Genomic DNA, 18396 nt, shown 5'->3' on the forward strand with positions numbered 1-18396 from the left:
ACTATGAATCTATTTCCCGGCGTTGGCCGATCGGCGATACTCAGAGCCTGCCAAGCAACAGGAGGATGATCAGGATGACGACGACAAGTCCCAATCCGCCCGAAGGCGCATATCCCCAATTGCGGCTATGACCCCAGGTCGGGAGAGCGCCGACCAAGGCGAGTACCAGGATGATGATAAGGATCGTTCCAAGCATTGTTCCGCTCCTGTTCTGATTGGCTAGTACAACCAGCGGACGCGATTGCGGTTCCGATCGAGGCTCCGGTGCGAAGCGACCTCGGCTCTCGCCACCGCGCTTCTCGCTTGTCTATTCGGCGATCAGGCCAGGCCAGGCGGGGACTCGTCGCCTGACGGCACCGCCGGCACATCATCATTGTGCTGTCCGAGCATTGGTGCCGCGAACGGTTCGGGACCCGGCGTGCGCGCGAACTTGATGGCGCGCGCGACGCCGCGATAGCGGCCGAGCACGGGGTGCGCGATGCTCGTCACCATCCCCTCGGCGTGCACTTGCGGATGGTCGAACATTTCCTCGATATGGTGCACGGCGGAACAGGGCACCGCTTCGCCGAACACCTCTTCCCATTCGAGCGCGCTTCGCTTGGCGAGCGCGGCGTGCAGCAGCGGGACGAGCTCGGCGGCATGTTCGGCGCGCTTGCGGACGCTGTCATAGCGCGGATCGCGCGCCAGCGCTTCGAGCCCGGTCCGCTCGCACAATGCATTCCAGAAATGCGGCGTGTTGGCCGACAGATAGAGATAGCCGTCGCCGGTCGGATGGAGACCGGTGATCCCGCCCGATCGCATGTCGCGCGAGATGTCGTGCGCCTCCCCCTCGGCCTGGATCATCCGCGCCGACTGCATCGTCAGCGCGCTGCGGAGCAGCGACACGCCGACATATTGCCCCTTGCCGCTACGCTCGCGCTCGAACAGCGCCGAGGAGACGCCGGCCGCGACCAGGGCGGCGGCATAATAATCGACCGGCGAGCCATAGGTCAGTTCGGGCACTGGCGGCTTGCCCTGCAGTACGCACATCCCGGTCATCGCCTGGAGCACCTGATCGTATCCGGCCTTGCCGCGCAGCGGTCCTTCCTCGCCATAACCGGTGACGGCGCAATAGATCAGCCGCGGGTTGATCGCCTCGAGTTGCGAATGGCCGATCCCGAGCCGGTCGGTCACGCCGGGGCGGAAATTGTGGACCAGTACGTCCGCTTGCGCGACCAGCGCCAGCAGCCGCGCGCGCTCGGCTTCGTCCTTGAGGTCGAGCACGATGCCGCGCTTGCTGCGATTGACGCCGAGAAAGGCGCGATTCTCCCCTTCGAGCGTGGAGGGATAGTTGCGCAGATTGTCGCCCGCCGGGGGTTCGATCTTGATCACGTCGGCGCCCTGATCGGCGAGCAGCGAGCAGCCATAGGGCCCGGCGATATAGGCGCTGAGGTCGAGCACGCCGATACCCGACAACGGCCCGCGCGGCCCGCTGCGCGCGGGATTGTCGAACGCGGACGGGGAAGAAGAGGAGGCGTTCGTCAAGGTCAGGTTCCCGGCTGGGTATAAGGGGCAGGGGCGAACAATTCGCGCTGCCAGCGGCGCGGGTCGTTCTCGACCCGGCTGGCGACATCGAAGATCATCGTCGCCCGGCGGCGTTCGTCATAAGCGGGCCAGGCGGGAAATCCGGGCAGGTCGGGACGGCCGGTGCGGGCGAAGGCGACGAAACGCCGCTGCATCAAGCGCGACAGTATCCTCGTCTCGGGGCCGCTGCCGGTCCAGGCATAAGGCGCGTCGAACGTGCCGAAGACGAGTCCGATATCCACGCCGTGGAACGCGCCGCGATCGGGGTTGGTCGGGGACTGGAAATCGACCTGATAGACAAACGCCGGACGACCGGCGCGGGCCCGTGCCTCTGCCTCGATGATCTGCGGCCGCCAGCTGCGGCCATCGGTCGTCGCGGCATAGAAAATGTCCGCCGGCGAGGCTGCGGGCATGTGCGCGCGATAGGCGCGGACCAAAGCTTCGGGCAGCAAGTCGACCGGCAGTTCGGCGGCGATACGGTCGGGCAGGGCATCCCAGCTCAGCCCACGCATTTCGGGCGAGGCGGGATCGGAGAAATCGCGGGTTTCGTCGCGCGTGCCGCCGAGCATCACATCGACGCCGAGGCCATCGGGGTGCGCATCGGGCCAGAAGGGATGGCGTGCCAGCGACCGGCCATCGAGGACCGGGCCGAAATAGATTGTGCTGTGCTCGACCGGATCGTCGGCATCGAGCGCCTCGATCAGCGTCTCGACCGGCTGATCGAGCAGGCGCCGGGCCTCGGTCTCCTTGATGCCCAGGCGGGCCAGATAGGCGCGGGCGCGACGCGTTGCGTGAATCGGACCCGACACCGTCACTTGCTGCCCGCTCATCGTGATCGCGCGGCGGAACAGGCCGCGTGCCGCGGGCATCGCCATCAGGGTCGCGATCTTGGCACCGCCGCCCGACTGGCCGATCAGGGTCACACGCGTCGGGTCGCCCCCGAACGCGGCGATATTGTCGCGCACCCAGTGCAGCGCGACGATCAGGTCGAGCTGACCGGCATTGCCGCTGTCGGGAAATGCCGCATCGAGCCGCGCGAGATAGAGATAGCCGAGCGCGTTGAGCCGGTGGTTGACCGTCACCACGACGACATCGCCCGCCGCGGCGAGTCCGCCGCCATCGGTGATCGGGTCGTTGGCGCTGCCATAGGCATAGCCGCCGCCATGGATCCACACGAATACCGGCAGCCGCACGCGAGCGTCTGGCGCGGGCGTCCACAGGTTGAGGAACAGGCAATCCTCGGCTTGCGGCCGGCGCTTGCCGCGCTGCGGACAAGCCGGGCCGGGTTCGGTCGCGGCGACCGTCTCTCGCAAGGACGGCGCCGCGACAGGCGCCGCGAAGCGCCGGGCCTGGCCGTAGCGGATGCCCCGGAACGACGCGACGCCATCCTGCCGCCGACCCTGGAACCGTCCGGCGCGGCAGGTCACCAACGGATCGCCGGTCGCCCGGGCCGCGCCGATAGCGAGCAACGCAGTGCTGCCCGCGATCATCGCGCGCCGGGTTGGTGCAGGAAAGGCGTCTCCGGTCACGCGCCGGCCTCCGCATCGTCGGCCAGGCCGAGCCAGGTCAGTCGCCACGCGCCGTCGTGCCGTCCACCCGCGCGGTACCAGGGCTCGAACACGATCGGGGCGCGGCCTTCGGGCTCGAGGCGGACGGTATCGCCATCCGCGACCGCGACCGGCGCGCCAACGAACCGCACCGTCTCGCTGCGCTTGAAACCGTCGATCAATCCGGTCGCATAAGCGAGCGGCCCGCGCGTGATCGCGACGAAATCGTAGCGCATCACTTCCTGCGCCACCGGCTCGCCGCCCGGCGCCAGCGATTCCTGAACGTTACGCTGGACCGCGCGATGCAGCTTGGGCGGCATAAGCAGGTCGAGCATGATCATGTCGCCGGGTGCCCAATACCGCTCAATCCGCGCATAGCTGCCGGGCGTCGCGGCGATGCTGTCGTCGCCAACGCGCAACGTGGCGTGCTCGGCCCAATCGGGGATACGGACGTGGATCGCGAAATACGCCAGCGATGCCGGCGTCACCTCGATCCTGATCGGTCCCTCGAACGGGTAAGGCGTTTCCTGGCGAAGCCGGATCTTACCTACGTTCGGCAACGCGATGTCGGCGACGGACGCACCGAGCAGATTGACCGCCAGCCCCCCGTCGGCGGTCACGCCATAGGCGATCGCCGCCAGCTCCTCGAGCGCCATCGCGCCACTCGACTTGCAGCAGCGCCAATAGGTAGTGTGGGTGCGCCGACCGTTGGGGAAGGAATAATAGCACCAATCCTCGCCGTCGGGCGCCTGGGCGCCGAGCAGGTCGTTATAGGCGCTGCGCTCGATCTCCTGCGCGAAGGCGGCGTCGCCCAGGATCACCAGCAATTCGCGGTTGAGCTGGATCCAGGCCATGGTCGAGCAGGTCTCGACATAGGCTTCGGGGCTGAACACGCCGGCGGGGTTGAACACCTCGCGCGAACGATGCGCGACGCCGCCCCAGGGTCCGCCGCCCAAGGTCAGGTGATGCGCGCGCACGGCTTGCCAGATGTTGCGGACGGCAGTGAGGTAGCGCTCCTCACCGGTCGCGCGATGGAGCTTGGCGAGACCGACCAGGTTCCACAGCAATTGATAGGCCTTGCCGGTGGCGATCTCCGACGGGTCGGCGCCGGCCAGCGCCATGCTAAGCAGCCGATTGCGCGGCTCGCGCTCGGCCTGATCGAGCACGAGGCGCGCCAGGTCGAGATAGCGTTGCTCGCCGGTCGCCAGATAGAGGTCGACCGCGGGATCGAGCAGCACCGTGGCCGACAGGCCGAAATGGTTGCCGAGATCGGTGATCGCGATCCCGTCCTCGCTCAGCGTCCGCCAGCACAGGTCGCCGATACGGCGGGCAGCGATGAGATAGCGATCCTCGCCCGCCGCTTTCCACAACTCGACCAGGCCCAGGATCAGATAGGAATGCGTCCAGATATCCCAGGTGCGTAGCGCCGGCGCGCCATCCCAGGTAACCGGCTTGGGCGGCTGCGGCACCATGAAGCGGCGCGCCGGCGCGTAATTGCCGAGATAGCCATCGGCATCCTGTTGCTCGATCAGATAATCGGCGACGCGCACCACGCGCGCCAGCAGCGCGTCGTCGCCGGCGCGCACCGCCGCGCGCGTCGCCGCGACCAGCCATTTGCCGGCATGCTCGCCATACCAATCGCCTTCCTCGTCGCGCGCCACGATGTCGGGGGCGAACAAGGCGATCGCCGGACTGTGTTCGTCGGTGATGAAGTGCGAGAGCCTGCCGGTGCGATTGGCCTCGACCGCCTCGCCCAGCAGCCCGCCCAGCGTCACCGCGCCGAGCGGGGCGAGGCGCATTGCCGGTTCAGCGATCGGCGGCACAACGGAATCCGATCCCGGCCGAACGATCCTTGGCCGGCGCCATCAGCAGGAACTTGCCGTGTTCGTCGAGGCGATAGGCCTGGGGGAAATACCAATGCGAGGTCTGGGGCTGATAGGCGCTGCCGCCGCGCAGGACGCCGGCGCGGACGCGATCGTCGCGATATTCGTCGGTCCACTGCCAGACATTGCCGACCAGATCCATCACCCCGAACGGGCTCGCACCGGCGGGATGCGCGTCGACATCGGCCGGCGCCGGCATCACGCGGTCGAGCGACGGCGCGGGTACTGCCGCCTCGTCCCATTCATTGCCCCAGGGATAGGAACGGCCGTCGCTCCCTTGCGCGGCATATTGCCATTCCCATTCGCGCGGCAGACGCTTGCCCGCCCAATCGGCATAGGCACGCGCATCCTCGATCGCGACCCAGGTGACGGGCTTGTTCTCCCATCCGGCGGGCGGCGCGCCGTCCTGCCAATGGCGCAGGAAATTGCGGTCATCGGCGGGGACATAGCCGCTGGCGTCGAGGAAAGCCTTGAACTGGGCGTTGGTCACCGGGAAGCGGTCGATCCAGAAGGCATGGATCGCCATGCGGCGGCGATGATGGCGGCGCGGGCTGTCTTCCCAAGGATATTGCACATCGACGCCGTCGGCGGCGTAACCCTCGATCTCTATCCCGTGCACCGCGAAGTCGAATTCGCCGGCGGGGATCGGCACCATGCCGTCGGGAGCGTCGGCGTGACGAGCGGTCGGCGCGATCGGCACGAGCTCCTGCTTGGCCGAACTCCAGCTCGCCGAAATCGAGGCGAGCGGGGTGGCGGCGCGGTCGCGCATCTCGACCAGGAAGGCGTCGAGACCCGCGACGGTCTCGCCCTCGGCAACCGAGAGGATCGCGCCGAAGCCGCGTCCGGCGATGTCGAGCGTCAGGATCGCGCGCTCGCCATCGATCCGCGGATCGAGCGCGACACCGTTCCAGACATCGAAATAGCGCGTGCCCGCCTTGTGCGGCACCGCAAGTTGCTCGCCATCAATGGCATATTCGGCGCGATTGATCAGCGTCCACAAGGTCCGCCCATCGCCGGGAAAGCGGCTGGCGAAAATCCCAGCCTGCAAGGTTCGCTCATAGGGCCGCCAATCGGGGCTGACGATCAGCGGCGCGAAGAAGCGCTGGACCATCGCCACGCGGCGCAAGGTCTCGGCGTCGCGCGGGGTGAAGCGGTTGACGAAGCCGAACACATTTTCCCAGGCGACGTAGCCGACGCCGTTGAAAAAGGCGTGCTGCAGGTCGTTGGTCCGCGTCCGGCTCCAGCGGTTCTCGATGTTGATGATGTGGCGCGGCTCGAGCCATTTGAGCTTGAGCACCGTCGGGATGCTCTCGTCGGGGACGCGCTTGGTCCAGCTCTGCAGGTTCCAGCTGAGGATATGGTCGCCGGCCTGTGCCGTCGTCTCGGGCTGCAGCACCACCGCACCGCCCGCCGCTTCGCACGCTTTGTGAAAGGCGAGGGGCACGCCGCTATAGGTGTCGCCGTTGATGCCGTCGGCGCCGGTCGCGGCGACGATCGCCGCCATCCGTTCCCAATCGGGCGCGTCGCCCGGCCGCGTACCATTGTCCCACGGCATGGTCGGCAGGAACACCTTGACCCCGCGGCGGTGGAAGTCGGCGACTGCTTGCTTCAGTCCATCGATCCCGCCGGGGAGCGCGTCGACCAGGTCGAACTGGCTGCGGTCATCGATCCCGATATTGGGATAGATATACCAGAGCAGCACGCTGTCGATCGTGCCGAGCCGCGCCTCGAGATCGTCGAGATAGCGGTCGACGGTATAGCGGCCGGTGTCGGGATCGTAGAAATAGCGATCGTCGACCATCAGCAGATGATGGACGAAGTTGGACTGCGACCATTGCAGTTCCGGGCGGCGGTACAGTTCGTCGTCGAAGCCGATGCGGATCAGATGCTCGCGGCGCCACTCGATCAGCCCCTGCACCCATTCGTCGGCGGCACCGTCGGCGTCGATTTTCCAGCGGCCCATTTCCTGGAACGGCCAGCCGGGCACCTTGCCCGGCGTCGGCAGATAGGGGCCAGTGAGGGCGTGCGAGAATTTGACGTCGCTGGTCGTGCGGATCGGGTTGGTCATGGGACTTTCTTCAATTCGCTGCCGGGCCCAGGCCACAATAAGCGGCGAGGTCGTCCTGACCATGCTGGTGCGCAGTGGCGATGAACGCATCCAACTCGGCGCGCGCCGGGATGCTCGATTGCGCGCCCGCTTTGGTGGTGGCGAGCGCGCCGGCCGCCGCGGCGCGGGCCAAAGCCGCCGGTACGTCCAGACCGTCCGCAAGGCCTGCGGCCAGAACGCCGCAAAAGGTATCGCCGGCAGCGGTGGTATCGACCGGCGTGACGGCGAAGGCCGGTTGGAGCGCATAATCCTCGCCCACGCGTGCGCAGGCGCCGCGGCCGCCCAGCGTCACCACCGTGGTGGCGACCCCGGTGCGCGAGAGCCGTTCGGCGATCGATCCCTCGGCACCGACCAGCACGCCAAGCTCGTCCTCGTTCACGACCAGCAAGTCGACCGCCGCGAGCAGGGCGGAGGGCAAGGCGCGTGCCGGCGCCGCGTTGAGGAGTACCTTGATCCCGCGATCGCGCGCGGCGCGAGCGAAAGCCGCAACCGTGTCGAGCGGTGTTTCGAGCTGCATCACCAGCCACGCGACACCGTCGAGATCGGGCAGATCGTCCGGGCCGAGATCCATATTGGCGCCGGGCGCGACGGTGATCGCATTCTCGCCCTCGTCGGACACGGTGATCAGGGCAGCCCCGGTCGATCTCGACGAGCGCCGGACGTCGAGCTCGACGCCAGCGCTGGTCAACGAACTCGCGATCAACCGCGCGAGATCGTCATCGCCGAGCGCCACAACCATCCTGGTGGCGACGCCGCCGGCGCGGGCAGCGGCGACCGCTTGATTGGCGCCCTTGCCGCCGGGAAAGATCGCCAGATCGCCGCCGAGCATTGTCTCGCCGGCCGCGGGAATGCGGGCGGCTCGGACGACGAAATCGGCATTGGCGGAGCCGGCGATCAGCACCGACGGTTTGGAGCGATCGCCCACGGCTCTTCTCGCCTCAGAAATTGCGGCTGAACGTCAACGATACCGTCCGTCCGCGGCCCGCGAAATAATTCTGATAGATATCGATCTGCGACGAGCTCAGGAAATAGAATTTGTTGAACAGATTCTCGACGCCGAGCGAGAAGGTGCCGACCTGATCGACGCGATAATTGGCTGTGGCGTCGAACAGCGTATAGCCCTTGGTATGCTCGTTGATCGTGTTGAGGTCGCGGCTGAAGAGGTGACTGGCGCCGAACGAGACGGACCCTTGCGGGTTGAACTGCCACGAAATCTGACCGTTGAGCTTGTCGGGGGCGATATTGATAATACCCAATTGGACGTCCAGCGGCGAGGTGATGCCATTGGCCTTGGTGGTCTTGCCGATGACGTGGCTGAACAAGGCATTCAACCGCAGGGTCGAGGTCGGCCGGAACTCGGCGGTGACGTCGATGCCGTAGATTTTGATCGGCTTGCGGTTGAGGACATAGTCCTTGGTCACCGGATCGACCGACAGGCTGGATCCAAGGGCCGACTTGGACTGGTAATAGGACAGGCCGAAACTGCCCTGCTTGCCGCGCCAGTTGAAGCCCACTTCCTTGTTCTTGAAGATCACTGCCTCGAGGTCGAGCAGCCCTTCGACCGACTTGCCCGGCACGTTCACGTTGCGCAGCGGGATGCCGAAATTGGGCAGGGTGAAACCCTCGCCATAAGTGGCATAGACCGAGAAGCCGCTGCCCAGCCGGCCGATCGCGCCGGCGTTGAACAGATCGTTCTTGTACTTGAGCGTGCCGCCCTTCACGAACACGCTGTTGCGATACGCGGTGGTGGTATAGTCGTCGACCTTCACCCGGCCGTCCTCGTGGCGCATACCGCCGCTCAGCGTGATCGGGCCGATCTCATATTCGAGCTGAACATAGGGGCCGAAGCTGGTGTAGTTCATCGGCGGCACCCAGACGCGGTTGGTCACCGCGAGATATTGCTGGGTCTGGTCGTGGACCAGGTCGACGCCGAACCGCAGTTCGAGCCCCTTCAGCAGGAAATCGGGGTGCGTGTACGAGGTGCGCAGGCCGTATTTCTTCGAGAGAATCTCGGACTGATCGTAAAGCTTGCCGGTCGGATCGATCTTCGGATCCTGCTTGTCGATCGCGTTGTCGCCGGGGAAACGCATCTCCTGCTTGGCGTAATAAGCGGTCGCGACCAGGCTGCCGCCGACCAGATCCTTGTTGGTGTAATTGACCGCATATTGCTGGAAGCGGTTGAAGTCGGGCTTGAACAGCAATTGGCCGGTGAGCGGATCGACCGGCGGACCCGGCTCGGCAGTATCGGGAATGCCCGTGGTCTGGTCCTTGCCCGCCGGTGGGCGGACGCCGGCGACATAATGATAATCGCCATTGGCGGTGAGCTTGAAATAGCTCGCCTCGGCCTCGAGCCGCTGCGAATCGTTGGCGCCGAAATCCTTGCCGACCTTGAGGAAGAAATCGATCTGCTTCGAATCGGCCAGCGAGCTCGACGCGCTGAGGCCGATGCGGCGTCCTTTGGCGTCATAGGTGATGCCGCGGCTGAGATAGGAAGCGGCGGCGAAGATATCGATGGCGTCGGATTTGTGCGCGATCGTGGCGCCGACCTTCCACACCGAGCTGTCGTCGTCGAACTGAGTGCCGAAGCGGCCGGAGACGCCGAAATGCGTGCCGGGTTCGGTCGCGCGCTTGGAGATATAGTTGATGATGCCGCCGGCGGCGCCGATCCCTTCGGCCGCCGAGGCGCCGCCGATCACTTCGATCCGCTCGATCGTCGCCATGTCGGTGAAGGTCGCGTTGCGGCTGCCGTCGCGCAGCGGCGTCGACTGCGGAATGCCGTCGAACATGTAGAGCGCGGTGCGGCCGCGCATCGTCTCGCCCAGCGTGTTCATCGTCTGGTTCGATTCGGAATAGCCGGGCACCGAGCGGGCTAGGATGGCGGTGGCGTCCTCGGTGATCGTCAGCGACCGTTTCACTTCGGCCGAGGTGATGACGGTGACCGCACCGGCGATCTTGTCGACCGCCTTGGGCGAGCGGCTGCCGGTGACGACGATCTCGCCGCGGTCCTCCGCGCTGTCCTGCTGGTTGCTGGAGCTGGTCTGACCGTCGAGGGGTGCCGCCGCATTCGCGGTCTGCGGCTCGGCCGATGTGGCGGGATCGGGACCGGCCTGGGCAAAGGCCGGCAAAGCGACGCTCGACAGCAGAGCGGCGGCAAGCGTCAGACGCGCATGATTGTTCATTGGAAATCCTCCCCGGCGTATTTTTTCAGCAGCCTAAAGCGAGGCCGAGGCACGCAAAAGCGGTAGACTGCTGCGTTCACACCCAAGATTTTCTGTGGTTCTCCGACCCAAGCCTGGCTACGGTTCGGCTTGGTGAGACGACAGTTTTCCTGTGCTGTGAACGCAGCAACTAAGCGCTTTTCCCGCGCTACAGACCGGTCGACCGCATCGCGCAAGGTGCGGCGACATGGGAGGGAGCTGCGATGCGCAGCAAGTTGTTCGTGCCGTGCTCGCGACCCGAATTCTTCGCCAAAGCCTTGGCGAGCGATGCCGACGCGCTGTCGTTCGACCTTGAAGATGCCGTGCCCGATGGCGACAAGGCGGCGGCACGCTCGCGGCTGGCCGAATGGTTGCGGTCGGACGCTGTCCTCTCATCGGCCAAGCGGATGATCGTCCGGATCAACGCGCTCGAAAGCCCGTTTTTCGCCGACGACCTGGGCGCGCTGGCCGGCCTCCGCGTCGACTGCGTCAACCTCCCCAAGGCAGGGTCGCCGGCCGCGGTGCGGATGGTCGCCGTGCAAATGGAATCGGCCGGCATCGCCGCCGGTTTGCTGGTCAATATCGAGACTCCGCGGGGAATTTCCCAAGGCGCCGGAATCGCCGGCGCGCATCCGCGGGTGATCGGGCTGCAGGTCGGGCTCAACGATCTGTTCGCGTCGCTCGGCGTGGATCGGCACGACCTTCGCCACGTCCATGCCGCGTTGTGGTCGATCCGGCTCGCGGCAGGCGAGCACGGGCGGCTCGCCTTTGACGGGGCGTGGCCTGATCTTGCCGATGACGAGGGGTTCCGCGCCGAGGCCGAGCTCGCGCGCAGCCTCGGCTATCCCGGCAAAAGCTGTATCCATCCGCGCCAGGTGGCGATCGCCAATGAGGTGTTCGACCAAGGCGGCGACGTGGCGCGCGCCCGGCGCCTGTTGGCGGCGGCGGCGGAGGCGCGCGCGCGCGGGCATGGCGCGTTCCTGTTCGACGGCGCGATGGCCGATGCCCCCGCGGTCGCCGCGGCGCGCGAAACGCTCCGCCGCGCGGGCGACGCCTGATGCGCGCGCTGCTCAAGCTGTTGCTGGCCGCCTGCCTGCTGATCGGAGTCGCAGGACCGGCTTTTGCCGAGCCGCCGATGTCGACGGTGACGACCAGGCTTCCGACGCTGCCGAGTTCAGGGCCAGTCCTGCTCGCGGCGATCGATGGTCGTCCTGTAGCGATCGATATGGGCGGCAAGCGTGCATTCGTGCTGGGGCCGCGAGGTTGGTCGGCGGTATATGCGGGGCATATAGACTTTGGGCGTCTGCTGACGGTCATAAGCGACGGCCGCCGTACGTTGCTCATCGGACGCGGCGATGACGGAGGGGCTCAACTGATCGCCGGGCTCCATTTTTCAGGCGGTGACCTCAGGCTGCGAATCCTGCCGCCACTGCCGATGTCGCTCACGTCCGCCACTGCCGCCTTCGAACCCGACGCCGTATTGGTGGCCGGAACAGACGCCCGCGGCGTGGCGCATCTTCTTCGCCTCGACTGGACCACGGCGGACGCCTGGAAGCCCCTCGACGCCTGGCCCGGCGGCGGCGTACCCGCTGCGCTCGGGGCGCAGAATGGCGGCATCTTCGTCACCCTCGCGAGCGGCCAGCAATGGCGCTGGATACGGCTCAAGGGCTGGAGCGCGGGCGCGCCGGCGCCGGGTGCGGTCGTCCCCGGCTCGGCGCGCGCGATCGGTCAGGCCTATCTGCTCTATCTGATCGGCGGCGCGAACGGCGCGCGCCTCTACAGCTACAGCGCGATCACCGACGCCTGGTCACCTCTGGGATCGGCGCTGCCGCACCCGCCAGTCGCTGCCGTCAGCCAGGGCGACGGCATTCTGTCGGCATGGCGCGACGGCAACGGCCTCGCCTTCTCGGCGCTGACGCTCAAATCCGCGCGCCAGTCGATCGCTCCGATCGATATGGCGATCATCGGCGTCTATCTGTTCGGCATGCTCGGCATCGGGCTGACCTTCTACCGGCGCGCCAAGCAGGGATCGTCGAGCGAGTTCTTCCTCGGCTCGCGCACCATTCCGTTCTGGGCCGCCGGGATCAGCATGTTCGCCGGCTCGATCAGCTCGATCAGCTATCTCGCGGTCCCGGCCAAGGCGTTCGAGACCGACTGGGAATATATCATGTCGAAGATGACGACGGTGTTCGGACTGATGTTCGTCGCCGTCTTCGTCGTGCCGATCTTCCGCCGCCTGAACCTGGTATCGGTGTTCAACTATCTCGAACAGCGCTTTCACCCCGCGATCCGCATGCTGTCGAGCGCACTGTGGATCATGATGCAGATCGGCGGGCGGATGGGGATCGTCCTGTTTCTGCCGGCGATGGCGATCGGCACGATCACCGACACCAACATCGTCGCGTGCATCGTCGTCGTCGGCCTGTTCACCATCGTCTATACCGCGCTGGGCGGGATGCGCGCGGTGGTGTGGACCGATGTGTTCCAGGTGCTGGTACTGACTTGCGGCGCGCTGTTCGCGATCGGCTTCATCGTCTGGCAGATCGGCTTCGGTACGATCGTCGACACCGCGGCGGCGTTCGACAAGACCAGGATGCTGAACTTCAGCTTCGACGTCACCCAGCCGACGGTCTGGGCGTTCACCATCCTTGTCCTGTTCGACGTCGTGCTGACCTTCCCCAAGGATCAGGTGCTGATGCAGCGTGTGCTGGCGACGCCGTCGGAAAAGGCTGCGGGGCGCTCGGTCTGGCTGTTCGCGGCGGTGCTGCTGCCCAGCGCCTTCATGTTCTACATGATCGGCACGGTGCTGTTCGCTTATTACCGGGTGCATCCGGGGCAGCTCAATCCGCTGCTGCCGATCGACACGGTGTTTCCCTCGTTCATTGGCACCGAGCTGCCGCATGGTGTGGTCGGGCTGATCATCGCCGGCCTGATCGCGGCGGCGATGGGGACGCTGTCGGGCATCATCAACAGCGTCGCGACCTTGCTGTCGGTCGATTTCTACGATCGGCTGATCCCCGGGCGCAGCCAGCGCCAGATCGTCCGCTTCGCCGAGATCACCAGCGTCGGCGTCGGCCTGGTCGGGATCGCCATCGCGATCGTCCTCTCACGGCTCGACATCCACTCGCTGCTCGACCTGACCATCGAATTGTTCGGCCTGTTCGGCGGTAGCTGCGCGGGCGCCTATACGCTCGGCCTGTTCACTCGGCGCGCCAATTGGCAAGGCGTGGCGATCGGCATCGTGCTGGCGTCGATCATCACCCTCGTCGTGTGGATTTTCGGCCTCGTCCACCCCTATCTCTATCTCGCGCTGGCAATCGCCTCGTCGATCGCGATCGGCTATGTCGCCAGCTTCCTGTTCCCGCCGCCCAGCCATTCGCTCGAGGGTCTGACGATCTTCACGCCACGTCGCGGCAAGGCGCAATCGGAGGAGTCGCTACTATCGACACCGGCTTCCTGAGGACGTTCGTCACGGTCGTCGACCAGGGATCGATGGCCGCCGCGGCGCGCGTGCTCAACATCAGCGCGTCGGCGGTCGCCCAGCAGCTCCACGCGCTCGAACGGGAGATGGGCGCCCCCTTGCTGCTCCGCGTCGGCCGGACGATGCGGATGACCGAACAGGGCGCGCGCGTCCTGGCGCCTGCGCGCAAGCTGCTGCGCGACGCGACCGATCTGCGCGGTATCGCGCAGGAAGGCGAAGTGACCGGCGAATTGTGGCTCGGCGCCTGCACCACGCCGCTGACCGGCCTGCTGCCCGATATCCTGGCGGCGGTGAGCAAGACCTTTCCCCAGGTCAACATCCACATCCAGTCGGGCAATTCGGCGCAGCTCTTCGTCGATGTCGAAGCGGGCAAACTCGACGCGGCTTTGGTGCTCGAAGCGCCCTATCCGCTGCCCAAGACCTGCGACTGGCTGTTGTTGCGCGAGGAACCGTTGATCGTGCTGGCGCCGCGCGCGTTGGCCGACCGCGATCCGCTCGACTTGCTGCGCGAGGAACCGCTGATACGCTACGACCGCAATCAATGGGGCGGTCGGTCGGCCGAGGTCTATCTGAACGAACTCGGCATCGTCCCGCGCGAGCGGTTCGAGCTCAATGCCTTGAATGCGATCGCGATGATGGTCGATCGCGGACTGGGCGTGTCGATCGTTCCCGATTGGACCCCACCCTGGCCCGAAGGGATCGACATCGTTCGCCTGCAACTGCCGGAGCGGCGGATCGGGCGGCGTATCGGTATCGTGTGGTCGCGCTCCAGCGTGCGGATGCGGCTGGTGACGGTATTGCTGCAGGAAAGCGCGCGCCTGTCAGCCGCGCAGAAACCTAGTTCCGCGGAATCGCCGCGAGGCTCCCGCGTTCGATGAATTCGTAGGGCAGTTCGACGCAGGCGCTGCCGTCGCGGGTCTGCTGTCCCGGCCCGATCAGTAGATCGATCGCCGCCGCCGCCATTTCCGGATTGGGCTGGCGCACGGTGCTGAGCTGTGGCCAGGCCATGCGCGACACCGGCGCGTCGTCGAACCCGACGATCGACAAGGCAGTGGGAACCGCGATCTGATGGCGCATGGCGACGACCAATGCGGCCAGCGCCATCTCGTCATTGCTGGCGAAGATCGCGGTCGGCCGCTCGCCCTCGCCCAGGATCGCCTCCGCCGCGATCAGGCCGCTGCGAAACGTGAAATCTCCCTGCAGCACGCGTTTCGGCGGGATCGTTATCCCCGCGGCGGCAATGGCGTCGCAAAACCCTTCCCACCGCCGCACGGTCGCGCTGTGGGTGGGATTGCCCTTGATGAAGCCGATATCGCGATGGCCGAGCGCGATCAGCTTCTCGGTTACTTCACGCGCCGCGGCGCGGTCGTCCATCCGAACTTGCGGCGTGCGGTCGAGTGCGTCGCCGGGCGCGATCCGGACGATCGGCACTTCGTTCGCCTCGAGCATGTCGATCAGGTCCGGCCAGTCGCAGATCGGTGGGGTGAGCACCGCGCCCGCCAGCTTTACCGTGCGCAAGGTGGCATCCAGCCGCGCCATCCAATCGGGCTGGACGCGGTCGACCTGTTCGATCAGCAAGTGATGACTGAGCGCGCGGCAGCGGATGAGCGCGCCGCGCTGCAGGTCGGCGGCATAGACCGAGGCGGGATCGTCGAAGAACATCCCGATCAGGAAAGACTTGGCGCTCGACAATCCGCGCGCGAAGGCATTGGGCCGGTAATCGAGTTCCGCGACCACGCGCATGACCTGTTCGCGCACTTCGGGGCGGACGTGCACTTCATCGTTGATGACGCGCGACACCGTCTTGGGCGACACGCCCGCGCGTTCCGCGACGTCCTTGATGGTGACCGTCTTCATGCCATGCAAATGTCCGCCAGCCGATCGGCCGGTGAGGCGGTGCGATAATACCAATTGGCGCGGAAGCAAGGCCGGGACGTCACGAAGAGGATTCTAGCCGGCCTCATCCCCCATGCAATGGCGAGGGTCAGCGGCAATCGACCACCCCTTCCGGCGGCGAGGCGAAGCGGATGGCGGAGATCGTCAGGTCGAGTCGGCCCGCCGAGGTCAGCGTCAACGGCTGGGTAACACGGTCGAGCGGCGTACCGACGAGGCAGCGCAGCGGCACGGCGATCTGGCCCCATTGCTTGCTGGCCGCCAGCGCCGTCAGCCGCGCGGTCACGTCCCTGCCGCCCAGCAGGACGTGAGCTGTCGGCGCCTCGTCGACCTTGAGGTCGATGACCAATGCGACGTCGCCATTGGCCTCGCGCGTCAAGTCGACCGGCTCGCCGACCAAAGCCGCCGTCGCGCTCGCTTTGCCGGTCCAGGCGATCCTGACCGAATCTTCCTGCGCCCCGCGATCGGCCGACCGCGCCGATATCAGCGCCGGATCCGGATCGGCCGACAGCGCGCCATCGGCACCGAACAGGAAGTGTCGGCCGTTGGTCGGCTTGCCGCGGGCGAACAGGATGTTGCGGTCGCCCTTCAGCGTGCCGCGATCTTCCGGCAGCGGGGCGAGATCGCCTTTGTCGCGCGTGCTGAGGCCGAAACCATAAGCGAAGAGCGGATCATACCCGGGATCGCCGACATTGAGCGGTGCCTGATCGGGGCGCTTGGGCCAGCTGAACGGTAGCTTGCCGCGGAAATCGGCCTTGCCGAACAGCAGGTCGGCGACGCCTTCTCCTTCCGATCCCGGCAGCCAGGCGGCGACGAACGCGTCCGATGCGTTGAGATAGGGGTTCACCCAGAGCGGGCGCCCCGACAGGAACACCGCGACCACCGGCACGCCTGCCGCCTTCAACCGCTTCATCGTCGCCAGATTGTCGATCGTGGCGGGGTCGTCGAACGCCACGTCGCTGCGGTCGCCCTGGAATTCGGCATAGGGATTTTCGCCGAAAACGACGATCGCGGCATCCGGCTTGGTCGCGAACTGCCCGTCGACCGACAGGCTGGCCTTGCCGCCGGCGGCCTTGACCTCATTCTCGATACCGCGCCAGATCGAGGTGGCATTGGGAAAGTCGCTGGGGCGGGTGCCGGTGCCCTGCCACGATAATGTCCAGCCGCCGGCCTGCTTGGCGACATTATCGGCGCCGTCTCCGGCGACGAGGATATCGGCGCCAGCCTTCAGCGGCAGCAGCGAGCCCGCATTCTTCAGCAGCACCAAAGATTCGCGCACGGCCTGGCGCGCGACCGCGCGGTGATCGGGCGAGCCGAGCTGGTCATATTGGCCGGCATAAGGGCGTTCGGACGGCCGTTTCGCCTCGAAGATGCCGGCGCGGAACTTGACCCGCAGGATGCGGCGAACGGCGTCGTCCAGCCGGCTCATCGGGATCGTTCCCGCTTTCACCTCGCGCAGGGTCGATTCCCAGATGCCTTTCCAGCTGTCCGGCGCCATGTAGAGGTCGAGCCCGGCGAGGATCGCCTGCGGGCAGTCGGATGCGGTGCATCCCTCGACCTGGGCATGGGCATTCCAGTCGCTGACCAGGAAACCGTCGAAATTCCAGCGATCCTTGACGACGCCGGTCAACAGGCTGTGGTTGCCGGTCATCTTGCGGCCGTTCCAGCTCGAAAAGCTGATCATGATCGACTGCACGCCGGCCTTGATCGCAGCCTCATAGGGCGGCGCGAACAGATCGCGGAGCTGCGCTTCCGACACCTGAGCGTCGCCTTGGTCCTTGCCGTCTTTGGTACCGCCGTCGCCGAGGAAATGTTTGGCGGTGGCGATGACGTGCGGGCCCTTCAGCCAGTCCCTGGAGCCGATCTTGCCCTGCAGCCCTGTGACCAGCGGTCCGGCATAGCTGGCGGCGATCTCGGGGACTTCGCCGAACCCCTCGTAGCTGCGGCCCCAGCGGTCGTCGCGGACCACGGCGATGGTCGGCGCGAAGGTCCAATCGATGCCGGTCACGCGCATCTCGATCGCGGTCACTTCACCGATCCGCCGCATCAGCGCCGGATCGCGCATCGCACCGAGCCCGACATTGTGCGGGAACAGCGTCGCGCCGACGATGTTCGAATGACCGTGCACCGCGTCGATCCCCCAGATCGCCGGGATGCGTGGCAATTTGGGATCGTCGCCGGTCGACGCGTCCCAAAAGGCATCGGCGAGCGCGAGCCAGTCCTTGGCGGGCGCATTGTATTTGCCGCCCGGGTCCGAGTTGCCGCCGTTGAACACCGATCCGAGATGATATTTGCGGACATCGTCGGGTGTGATCGAGGCGATGTCGCCCTGCACGATCTGGCCGACCTTCTGCTCGAGCGACATGCGCGCGATCAACTGGGTGATCTTGTCTTCGATGACCGGATCTTCGCGCACCGGCGATTTGATCGCGGGCCAGGTCGCCGGGTTCGCGACGCTGGAGGCGGCAGCGGAGGGGGCGTCGGCGCGCACGGAGGATGCCGTCTGTCCCGACGCCGGCGCCCCAACTGCCAAAGCGGCCATGGCAAAGCCGGCCAACGGCGCTCCCCTACGAATCATCTCCACCCCTTATCGTTCTGCAGGCGTCGCTCGCCGAAACTCGTTGACATCGATGTCGGTCTTGGCGATCTACGTCAAGCATTTCGGAAAAACCGAAAGAGGGGAGAGGGATGATGATCGCCGCGCGAGCCCTGCCGTCCGACGCTT

12 protein-coding genes are annotated in these 18396 nt (G+C 66.3%); 3 read left to right on the forward strand and 9 right to left on the reverse strand.

The window, feature by feature from the left end; translation table 11 throughout:
- Nucleotides 1-40 precede the first annotated feature (40 nt).
- The 7 genes from AC1DQQ_RS14355 to AC1DQQ_RS14385 form a co-directional block, all read right to left on the reverse strand.
- Nucleotides 41-196 (reverse strand): DUF3309 family protein, encoded by a 156-nt coding sequence (locus AC1DQQ_RS14355; RefSeq protein ID WP_478042379.1) that lies wholly within the window; start codon nt 194-196, stop codon nt 41-43.
- 122 nt (nt 197-318) lie between these two features.
- Nucleotides 319-1524: a CaiB/BaiF CoA transferase family protein gene (locus tag AC1DQQ_RS14360; RefSeq protein ID WP_478045554.1), complete on the reverse strand. Its 1206-nt coding sequence runs from the start codon at nt 1522-1524 to the stop codon at nt 319-321.
- A gap of 2 nt (nt 1525-1526) precedes the next feature.
- The gene (locus AC1DQQ_RS14365; RefSeq protein WP_478045674.1) at nt 1527-3053 is read right to left on the reverse strand and encodes a carboxylesterase/lipase family protein; all 1527 of its coding nucleotides are present in this window, start codon (nt 3051-3053) and stop codon (nt 1527-1529) included.
- A 35-nt stretch (nt 3054-3088) separates the two neighbouring features.
- Entirely contained in the window at nt 3089-4909 is a 1821-nt protein-coding gene (locus AC1DQQ_RS14370) for a glycoside hydrolase family 127 protein (protein WP_478045555.1), read from the reverse strand.
- A gap of 7 nt (nt 4910-4916) precedes the next feature.
- Nucleotides 4917-7061, reverse strand: a complete 2145-nt coding sequence (locus AC1DQQ_RS14375; protein ID WP_478045556.1) for an SUMF1/EgtB/PvdO family nonheme iron enzyme — start codon at nt 7059-7061, stop codon at nt 4917-4919.
- A 10-nt stretch (nt 7062-7071) separates the two neighbouring features.
- Nucleotides 7072-8025: a ribokinase gene (locus AC1DQQ_RS14380; RefSeq protein ID WP_478045557.1), complete on the reverse strand. Its 954-nt coding sequence runs from the start codon at nt 8023-8025 to the stop codon at nt 7072-7074.
- Between the two features lie 13 nt (nt 8026-8038).
- On the reverse strand, nt 8039-10279 hold the full coding sequence (locus tag AC1DQQ_RS14385) for a TonB-dependent receptor (protein WP_478045558.1): 2241 nt from the start codon (nt 10277-10279) through the stop codon (nt 8039-8041).
- 242 nt (nt 10280-10521) lie between these two features.
- Here AC1DQQ_RS14385 and AC1DQQ_RS14390 point away from each other — a divergent pair, with 242 nt between their 5' ends.
- The 3 genes from AC1DQQ_RS14390 to AC1DQQ_RS14400 are packed head-to-tail and all read left to right on the forward strand — an operon-like array spanning nt 10522 to nt 14656.
- Entirely contained in the window at nt 10522-11355 is an 834-nt protein-coding gene (locus AC1DQQ_RS14390) for an HpcH/HpaI aldolase/citrate lyase family protein (RefSeq protein WP_478045559.1), read from the forward strand.
- Nucleotides 11355-13757: a sodium:solute symporter family transporter gene (locus tag AC1DQQ_RS14395; RefSeq protein ID WP_478045560.1), complete on the forward strand. Its 2403-nt coding sequence runs from the start codon at nt 11355-11357 to the stop codon at nt 13755-13757. The genes AC1DQQ_RS14390 and AC1DQQ_RS14395 overlap by 1 nt, the downstream gene beginning before the upstream one ends.
- A 32-nt stretch (nt 13758-13789) precedes the next feature.
- Nucleotides 13790-14656: a LysR family transcriptional regulator gene (locus tag AC1DQQ_RS14400; RefSeq protein WP_478042369.1), complete on the forward strand. Its 867-nt coding sequence runs from the start codon at nt 13790-13792 to the stop codon at nt 14654-14656.
- Here AC1DQQ_RS14400 and AC1DQQ_RS14405 read toward each other — a convergent pair.
- Both AC1DQQ_RS14405 and AC1DQQ_RS14410 read right to left on the reverse strand, forming a co-directional pair.
- Nucleotides 14616-15635: a LacI family DNA-binding transcriptional regulator gene (locus AC1DQQ_RS14405; protein ID WP_478042368.1), complete on the reverse strand. Its 1020-nt coding sequence runs from the start codon at nt 15633-15635 to the stop codon at nt 14616-14618. The genes AC1DQQ_RS14400 and AC1DQQ_RS14405 overlap by 41 nt on opposite strands.
- Before the next feature lie 127 nt (nt 15636-15762).
- Complete coding sequence (locus AC1DQQ_RS14410) at nt 15763-18249, reverse strand: glycoside hydrolase family 3 protein (RefSeq protein WP_478045561.1); 2487 nt, start codon at nt 18247-18249, stop codon at nt 15763-15765.
- Nucleotides 18250-18396: the final 147 nt, after the last annotated feature.

Source organism: Sphingomonas sp. P4_G3 (assembly GCF_056401105.1).

Bases quoted from the DNA above. Each gene is read 5' to 3' on its own strand.
- AC1DQQ_RS14355 (WP_478042379.1), bottom strand. From the start codon at position 196: ATGCTTGGAACGATCCTTATCATCATCCTGGTACTCGCCTTGGTCGGC.
- AC1DQQ_RS14365 (WP_478045674.1), bottom strand. From the start codon at position 3,053: ATGATCGCGGGCAGCACTGCGTTGCTCGCTATCGGCGCGGCCCGGGCG.
- AC1DQQ_RS14370 (WP_478045555.1), bottom strand. From the start codon at position 4,909: ATGCGCCTCGCCCCGCTCGGCGCGGTGACGCTGGGCGGGCTGCTGGGC.
- AC1DQQ_RS14375 (WP_478045556.1), bottom strand. From the start codon at position 7,061: ATGACCAACCCGATCCGCACGACCAGCGACGTCAAATTCTCGCACGCC.
- AC1DQQ_RS14385 (WP_478045558.1), bottom strand. From the start codon at position 10,279: ATGAACAATCATGCGCGTCTGACGCTTGCCGCCGCTCTGCTGTCGAGC.
- AC1DQQ_RS14390 (WP_478045559.1), top strand. From the start codon at position 10,522: ATGCGCAGCAAGTTGTTCGTGCCGTGCTCGCGACCCGAATTCTTCGCC.
- AC1DQQ_RS14395 (WP_478045560.1), top strand. From the start codon at position 11,355: ATGCGCGCGCTGCTCAAGCTGTTGCTGGCCGCCTGCCTGCTGATCGGA.
- AC1DQQ_RS14400 (WP_478042369.1), top strand. From the start codon at position 13,790: ATGGCCGCCGCGGCGCGCGTGCTCAACATCAGCGCGTCGGCGGTCGCC.
- AC1DQQ_RS14405 (WP_478042368.1), bottom strand. From the start codon at position 15,635: ATGAAGACGGTCACCATCAAGGACGTCGCGGAACGCGCGGGCGTGTCG.
- AC1DQQ_RS14410 (WP_478045561.1), bottom strand. From the start codon at position 18,249: ATGATTCGTAGGGGAGCGCCGTTGGCCGGCTTTGCCATGGCCGCTTTG.